At 66.7% G+C, this 7,713-nt stretch carries 6 protein-coding genes; 2 read left to right on the top strand and 4 right to left on the bottom strand.

The window, feature by feature from the left end:
- Window positions 1-90 precede the first annotated feature (90 nt).
- A complete protein-coding gene (locus DBR22_RS07650) occupies window positions 91-1,494 on the top strand; it encodes an MFS transporter (RefSeq protein WP_108598516.1) in 1,404 nt (467 codons plus the stop codon).
- On the opposite strand, the gene DBR22_RS07645 is transcribed toward DBR22_RS07650, so the two are convergent.
- The 4 genes from DBR22_RS07645 to DBR22_RS07630 all read right to left on the bottom strand — a co-directional run bounded on the left by DBR22_RS07645 (window position 1,480) and on the right by DBR22_RS07630 (window position 7,313).
- A complete protein-coding gene (locus tag DBR22_RS07645; RefSeq protein WP_108598515.1) occupies window positions 1,480-2,763 on the bottom strand; it encodes an alpha/beta fold hydrolase in 1,284 nt (427 codons plus the stop codon). The two genes, DBR22_RS07650 and DBR22_RS07645, sit on opposite strands and share 15 nt — an antisense overlap.
- 79 nt (window positions 2,764-2,842) lie before the next feature.
- Window positions 2,843-3,343 (bottom strand): GNAT family N-acetyltransferase, encoded by a 501-nt coding sequence (locus tag DBR22_RS07640; protein WP_108598514.1) that lies wholly within the window; start codon window positions 3,341-3,343, stop codon window positions 2,843-2,845.
- 12 nt (window positions 3,344-3,355) lie between these two features.
- Entirely contained in the window at window positions 3,356-4,756 is a 1,401-nt protein-coding gene (locus DBR22_RS07635; RefSeq protein WP_258229092.1) for a CoA transferase, read from the bottom strand.
- Window positions 4,757-4,766: 10 nt separating this feature from the next.
- Window positions 4,767-7,313, bottom strand: a complete 2,547-nt coding sequence (locus DBR22_RS07630; RefSeq protein WP_108598513.1) for a DEAD/DEAH box helicase — start codon at window positions 7,311-7,313, stop codon at window positions 4,767-4,769.
- Between the two features lie 97 nt (window positions 7,314-7,410).
- Between DBR22_RS07630 and DBR22_RS07625 the strand changes: the two genes are divergently transcribed.
- On the top strand, window positions 7,411-7,713 hold a 303-nt coding region (locus tag DBR22_RS07625; RefSeq protein WP_146187426.1), incomplete at its 3' end, for a methyltransferase domain-containing protein.

Raw genomic sequence — 7,713 nt, 5'->3', positions numbered from 1 at the left:
AAATGAGGCAACGTATCCGGCTACGCGGAGGTTTTCTATGAGTCAACGCGCCCCCTGTGGGACCGGTGCGTCCAGGACTATGCTCGGATCATGGCCCGCACCCTGATCCCGGACAGTGGAGTGCGCCAGGTGCAGCGCCGCACCGTGGTGCTCTTGAGCGTTGCGCAGGTTTTCGCCGGGCTGGGGACCGGGGCCACGGTGTCCATCGGCTCGATCCTTGCCGTTGAACTCTCAGGCTCCGCCGCGTGGGCCGGCGCAGCAGCCACCGTGATGACCTTAGGTGCAGCGCTGGCTGCACTGCCGCTTGCCTCGCTGGCCGACCGCCGGGGACGCCGCATCGGCCAGGTCCTGGGTCTCTCGGCAGCACTTCTGGGCGCCGTCCTGATCATGCTCTCAGTGGTGACGGGTCAGTTCGTCCTGCTGGTACTGGGGGCCGCCGGGATCGGCGTGGGCACCGCGGCCAGCCTTCAGGCACGCTTCGCCGCGGTCGACCTCGCGGATCCTGAACACCGCGGCCGGTCCCTTTCCACCGTGGTGTGGGCAGTGACCGTCGGCGCCGTCGCAGGACCCAACCTGATCCAGCCGGGTGCGGCAGTGGGTGTGGCCCTGGGATTGCCCCCTATTGCCGGTCCCTTCGTGATCTCCGCGGCCGGGCTCCTGCTGGCCACGGTCCTCCTGTTTTTCGGTCTCAGGCCTGACCCGCTGTTGCTGGCAAGGGAACTCGCTGCCCGGCAAAACGGCATCCCACAGAGCGGCATTCCACAGGGTGCCACCCCGCCCGGAACCACGGCTGCCCAGCCGCCCCGGTCCGGCCCGCTCCACAACGCGCATACCCAGGGAAGGCCGGGCGGCTCACTGGTCCGCGGGATGCGGGCCATCCGCGGGTCAAAAGCCGCGGTACTGGCGCTGGCCGCCGTCGTCGGAGCCCACGCCATCATGGTGGGCGTCATGTCCATGACCCCGCTGCACCTGCAGGAGCTCGTGGCAGGGCCGGCAGCATCCCATGCAGGCCACGTGGCCTCGGGCGACGTCCTGGTCATCATCGGGTTTACCATTTCGCTGCATATCGCCGGGATGTTCGCGCTGTCCCCGGTGATGGGCTGGCTGACCGACAAAGTGGGCAGGACGCAGACCATCCTGATCGGCTTCACGACGCTGATCACCGCAGTCGTGGTGGCCGGCTTCGGCCAGACGTCCACTGTGGCCGTTGCTGTGGGCCTGATCCTGCTGGGCCTGGGCTGGTCGGCGTCCACCATCTCCGGCTCCACGCTCCTGGCTGAGAGCGTGGGCCAGGAGTCCCGTGTTGTGGTCCAGGGCGTCTCGGACATGTTAATGGGCGTCGCCGGCGCGGTGGGCGGGGCAACGTCCGGGCTGGTGCTCAGCTGGGCAGGCTACCTGGGGCTGAACATGCTCGGTGGCCTGGTGGCGGTGACGGTACTGGTTGCCGCTTTCCTGACTCTCGTGCCGCGGCAGCGCAAGTCAGTTGCGGGCTGAGCGCACCATCCCCAGCAGCCGGCCGAAAATGGCCTCGCCGTCGTCGGAGATGCCGTCATGGTGGAAGTCGCCCGTCTCCCAGACCTGGAGCCCGCGGACCGCCGCCGCGGTTTCCAGCGACAGGTTGCGGTCCACGTAGATGTCGTCGCGGTAGACCGCCGCGGCCACCGGCACTGTATTGGCCGCCAACTGATGCCGGTCGTACAGCGGCTTCCAGTCCTCTTTGCCGGCCACGAGTTCGGCCACTTCCTGCAGCGGCCGGAGCGCCGCGTCCTGCTCGAAGTACCACGGGTAGACCATCTCGCCGGTCAGCAACAAAGGCTCGGCATCCGGACGGAATTCGGGGTAATCCTGCAGCACCCGCCACGCAGCCCAGCCGCTTGCCTGACCCTGGCCGTAGATGGACTCGTGCATGAGGGCGTACAGCGGATTGCCCAGGCGGGACACGATGCCCTGGACCTGCTCGAGGAAACCATCGGAGAGCCTGGCGCCCGGTGCCGTCCCGCTGAAAGCATCTTCCAGGAGGTAATGAAGCCCGTCCACCCTGGTGTTGCCGCCCAGGAACGATCCCACCATCTGGAACCGTTCCACGGTCAGGCGGCCGCCGTCGGGCAAGTACTCTGCGGTCTCCCGGAGGTGGGCCGCGATGCGCTCCACTGTCAGGCGGTCTTCGGGGTACCAGCTGAAGTATTCGGTGTTCCGGGCGGCGACGCGCCGGAAGGTTGCCCGGTAGACGTGGTCTGCGGGGCCGGAGAGTGGCGCCAGCCCGCCGGTGATCAGGGCCTCGCGCACGCCGGCCGCAGCGAAGGACAGATAGCTGAGGGCACAGAACCCGCCGTAGCTTTGCCCGTAGATGCTCCAGGGGCCGGAGCCGAGTGCCGTACGGATGAGTTCGGCGTCGGCAACAATGGAATCCGCCCGGAAGTGCTCCAGGTACGCAGCCTGCGCCTCAGGGGTCCCTCGCTGCGGCAGGGTCTTCCGGTCGATCGGCGATGACAGCCCGGTGCCCCGCTGGTCCAGCATCAGGATCCGGAAATCACGGGCTGCGGCCTTGCTCCAGCCGTTGAGGGAGGCGAGTCTGTTGCCGCGCCCGCCCGGGCCGCCCTGCAGGAACAACAGCCAGGGAAGCTTTTCAGCCTCCGCCGCAGTATGCGCTGCGGAGACATACTCGCGCGCAAAGACGGTAATGGTCTCCGGCGCTGTCCCGTTGCCGTTGGTGGAAGTGAAGTGGTCCAGCGGCACGGTGAAATAGTGTTCTGCGGTGCGCATGCCGCGGAATTCGTGGCGTGCCCTGACTGTGTGGGGGACTTCCGTCCTTGTTCTGACGGCAGTGGCATGCTCCGACTGCTCAGGCACCGGATGCCGCCGTCGCGCTGCTGCCAAACTGCGCCAAGGCGGTTCCGGTCAGCCGGAAGGTCGACCAGCCGTCCATGGGCCCGGCGCCGAGGCTGCGGTAGAAGTTGATGGACGGTTCATTCCAGTCCAGGACACTCCACTCGACCCGGGCGTACCCGTTGTCGACGGCGGTGGCCGCCAGATGCCGCAGAAGCGCCTTGCCGTGGCCCTCGCCGCGGGCGTGGGGACTGACGTAGAGGTCCTCAAGGTAGATGCCGTGGACGCCTTCCCAGGTGGAGTAATTCAGGAACCACAGGGCGAATCCCTGGACTTCGCCCGCTGCGTTCTCGGCCATGGTGGCAAACACCCGGGGATTCCGGCCGAACAGGGCATCTGTGAGTTTTTCCGGGGTGTTGCGGACGGCGTCCGGCTCTTTCTCGTAGATGGCCAGTTCGTGGATCATCTGGAGGATTGCGGGGACGTCGTGCCGGGTGGCGGGTCGGATTACACTCATGGGTCGAGTTTACTAGGGGTCCCCGTGCACAACGGGCCGGGCTCCCAGGCGCCAGCGAAGCGGCGACGTGCCGTAACGGACGGCTCCCTGGGTGTAGTCAAGCGGTACGCCGTCCGCCAGGATGGGCGGCCCGATATACCGCAGCGGGCCATACGGGCCGTCCAGGTAGCGGAAGCTCGGTTCCGGCAGGGGACCGGCGGGAGCAGTCACTGCCGGGAGCCGAAGCAGTTCCTCGGCGGTGCGGGCCAGGGAAAGCCGGGCCACGCCGCCGGATCCGCTGCTGCGCCTCTCGGCCAGCAATGCCATGGCTGCCGCAGCCAGGCCATAACCTGTGGCGTGGTCCAGTGCCTGTACCGGCAGGGCGCCGGGCTTCCACCCGCTGTCAGAGATGCTGCCATACCGTTCGGCAATGCCACAGGCTGCCTGGACGAGGCTGTCGAACCCGCGGCGCCCCTTCCACGGACCGGCGCTGCCCCAGGCGCTGAGGCTGACCACCACCAGTCCCGGCCGGGCAAGCAGCAACTCATCCGGTCCCAGCCCAAAACGGTCCAGGCTGCTTTCGCGGTAGCCGGTGACCACGACGTCGGCCGTAAAGGCCAGGCGTCTGATGGCCTCCAACGCCCCGGGATCCCGCAAGTCGGCCTGGGCGCTTCCTTTATCAAAGCCCGAGTCGATGAACGCGTCCTGCAGCTCCGGAAGCTGTGGCGGGTCGATGCGCAGCACGTCCGCCCCGAGGGCGCCCAGGAGGCGCGTTGCGGTGGGACCGGCAATCACGCGGGTCAGGTCCAGTACCTTCAGCCCGGACAGGGGGCGGACCGGATCATCGGAGGGAACCCACGACGGCGGCGGCTGGCTTCCGTGGGACGCCGCTGGAGGGCGTGAGAGCGCGATCCATGGCCCTGCAGCCGCAGCCGTGTGCATGGGAGTAGTGATCCATCCGTTCCGGCTGCGGACAGCTGCGGCCACGCCCTTGGCAGCGACGATGGCTTCTTCCGCTTCCAGGGAGGTCAACCGCAGCAGGGTTTGTTCCACGCCCTGCGCTGTGCTGACGGAGAAGGCCTCCATCAGCCGGGCAGCGTGGTGCGGATAGTTGGCATGCAGGCGGATCCAGCCGTCCGCGGTCGGCCGGAAACCGGACAGCGGAGCAAATCCTTCGGGCTTTGTTCCCCCGATCCGCAGGTGGCCCAGCGAATCGAAGGCTGCCGCCACCGGGCCTGCAGCACTGGAATACCGCCCGGTGGCGGTCAGTGCATTGAGCGCCGTCGCTGCGGCCTGGACGGCCCCCGCAGCGAGCCCCTCAACATCCAGCGGGCCACCCCACCAACGCCGTGGGCCAGAGACGGGTGCCGGTGGCTGGGACCTCATGGCGTCCAGAGCCCGCAGGCTTCCAGTGAGGTCGGGGACGGATTCCACGGTGGGCTGCCTAGAGCCTGTTGACGTCTGTCACGCTGACTACCGCAGTGCCGGTCTCATCCGAGGCTGCCAGGTCCACTACGGCGGAGATTCCCCAATCGTGGTTGCGCGCGGGGTCATCAAAGATCTGCCGCACCTTCCACCGTCCGGGCTCTTCTGTGATGATCAGCAATCCGGGTCCGCGGGCGTCCGGGCCCGTACCGATGTCGTTGTGCTCATCGAAGTAGTCGTCCAGGACGTCCTCCCAGCGGTCCGCATCCCAGCCTGCCCCGCTGTCCAGTTCGCCCAACGCCGCCGCGTTCTCGTCGGCGAACAGTTCCACGCGGCGGAACATCTCGTTGCGGACCATCACGCGGAAGGCCCGGATGTTTGATGTCAGCGACGGCGGCGGGGGAGGCGGTGCGTCGTGGGGGGTGGGTGCGGCACCGGAGGTCAGTTCCTCCCATTCGTCCAGCAGGCTGGAGTCCACCTGCCGCACCAGTTCCCCGAGCCAGGCGATGAGGTCCTCCAGGTCCTCCCGGAGCAGGTCCTGCGGCACGGTCTGGCGCAACGCCTTGAAGCAGTCTGCGAGGTAGCGCAGCACGATTCCCTCGGAGCGGGCCAGGCCGTAGAACTGGACGAATTCGCCGAAGTTCATGGCGCGCTCGTACATGTCCCGGACCACGGACTTCGGAGCCAGCTCGAAGTCACCCACCCAAGGCGCAGCTTTGCGGTAGACCTCGAAGGCTTCGCCCAGGAGCTCCGCCAGCGGCTGCGGATAGGTCACTTCCTCGAGCATCGCCATTCGTTGGTCGTACTCGATGCCGTCGGCCTTCATCGCGGCGATCGCCTCGCCGCGGGCCTTCTTCTGCTGGGCAGAGAGAATCTGCCGGGGCTTTTCCAGCGTCGCCTCGATCACCGACACCACATCCAGGGCGTACGACGGCGAGTCCGGGTCGAGCAGTTCCAGCGCCGCCAGCGCAAACGGCGAGAGCGGCTGGTTGAGGGCGAAGTTCGGCTGGAGGTGCACTGTGAGCCGGACCGTCCTGCCGTCGGCGCCCTGCTGTTCGGGCGGGATGCGCTCCACCACCTCGGCGGCGAGGAGCTCACGGTAGATCCCGAGGGCTTTCTTCATCAGCTGCAGCTGCGAGGACCGGGATTCGTGGTTCTCCGTCAGGAGGCGGCGTGCGGCCGTGAACGGGTCGCCGGGGCGTTCCATCAGGTTCATCAGCATCGAGTGGGTCACGCTGAAACTTGAGCTCAGGGGATCAGGCACAGACTCAACCAGGCGTTTGAAGGTGGGCTCGCCCCACGAGACGAAGCCTTCCGGCGGCTTCTTCTTTACCACTTGGCGGAGCTTCTTCTGGTCATCACCAAATTTGGCGGTGGCTTTGGCCATGGCCTTCACGTTTTCGATCACGTGCTCCGGGGCCTGGACCACCACTGTCCCGGCGGTGTCGTACCCGGCGCGGCCGGCCCGTCCTGCGATCTGGTGGAACTCCCGGGAGTTGAGCGGCCGGGTGCGTACGCCGTCGTATTTGCTCAAAGCGGTGAGCAGGACGGTGCGGATGGGCACGTTGATGCCCACGCCCAGGGTGTCCGTTCCACAGATCACCTTGAGGAGGCCTGCCTGCGCCAACTGCTCCACCAGGCGCCGGTACTTCGGCAGCATTCCGGCGTGATGGACGCCGATGCCGTGACGGACCAGCCTGTTGAGGGTCTTGCCGAAACCGGCAGCGAAACGGAAATTGGCGATCAGCTCCGCGATCTTGTCCTTTTCCTCGCGCGTGCACACGTTGATGCTCATCAGCGTCTGGGCGCGGTCGATCGCTTCGATCTGGCTGAAATGCACCACGTAGACGGGTACCTGCCGGGTGGAGAGCAGTTCCTCCAGGGTCTCGTGGACCGGGGTCTGGTGGTAGTAGTAGTGCAGCGGGATGGGCCGCTCGGCTGAACTGACGGTGGTGGTGGCGCGGCCGGTGAGTTCGGTGATGCCGGTCTCGAAGCGGCTGACGTCCCCCAGCGTGGCGGACATCAGGAGGAACTGTGCCTGGGGGAGTTCCAGCAGCGGGACCTGCCAGGCCCAGCCGCGCTGGGGGTCGGAGTAGAAGTGGAACTCGTCCATGATGACCGAACCGAGATCGGCGCCGGCCCCTTCACGCAGGGCGATGTTGGCAAGGATCTCCGCAGTGCAGCAGATGATCGGTGCGCTCTGGTTGACGCCGGAGTCGCCGGTGATCATGCCAACGTTTTCGGCCCCGAAGATATCGCACAGGGCAAAGAACTTCTCCGAAACAAGCGCCTTGATGGGGGCCGTGTAGTAGCTCCGCTCGCCCCGGGCCATGGCCTGGAAATGGGCGGCGATGGCGACGAGGGACTTGCCCGAACCTGTGGGGGTGGCGAGGATGACGTTGGCGCCGGTGGCCAGCTCCATGATTGCTTCGTCCTGGGCGGCGTACAGCTCCAGGCCCCGGCTTTCGGTCCACTCAAGAAATTGTGTGTAGAGGGCGTCCGGGTCGATGCCTGCGCCGGAGGTGTTTGGGGCGGGCAGGACGGGCAGCTGGTCAACGAGTTTCATTGTTTTCCAGCTTAGTGCCCAGCGGGATCCGGGGATCCGGGCGGGGGCGTATTAGGCTCGCGGTATGGCCACACACTCAACCGACCATGGCAAAACCATGATGTGGGACCCCGTGAAGTACGTTCAGTTCGGCGACTACCGTGACAGGCCTTTCTTTGACCTCACGGCGAGGATCCGGGCGGACCGCGCGCTGAATGTCGTTGATCTGGGTTGTGGACCCGGAAACCTCACCGCAACCCTTGCCGGCCGTTGGCCGGAAGCCCGCGTCACCGGCATCGATTCGTCCGCCGCGATGCTGGCGAAGGCCGGTGTCCATGCGGAGGCAAACCGGGGACTGAACTTCCAGCTGGCAGATATTGCTGACTGGATGCCCTCCGCCGACACCGATGTAATTGTCACC

The organism is Arthrobacter sp. HMWF013 (assembly GCF_003061105.1).
Lineage (GTDB): Bacteria > Actinomycetota > Actinomycetes > Actinomycetales > Micrococcaceae > Arthrobacter.
Note: the sequence above shows the minus strand (reverse complement) of the source record. Positions and strands in the feature narration are given on the sequence as shown.

Coding starts and splice junctions, on each gene's coding strand:
- DBR22_RS07650 (WP_108598516.1), top strand. CDS start 91: ATGGCCCGCACCCTGATCCCGGACAGTGGAGTGCGCCAGGTGCAGCGC.
- DBR22_RS07640 (WP_108598514.1), bottom strand. CDS start 3,343: ATGAGTGTAATCCGACCCGCCACCCGGCACGACGTCCCCGCAATCCTC.
- DBR22_RS07630 (WP_108598513.1), bottom strand. CDS start 7,313: ATGAAACTCGTTGACCAGCTGCCCGTCCTGCCCGCCCCAAACACCTCC.
- DBR22_RS07645 (WP_108598515.1), bottom strand. CDS start 2,763: ATGCGCACCGCAGAACACTATTTCACCGTGCCGCTGGACCACTTCACT.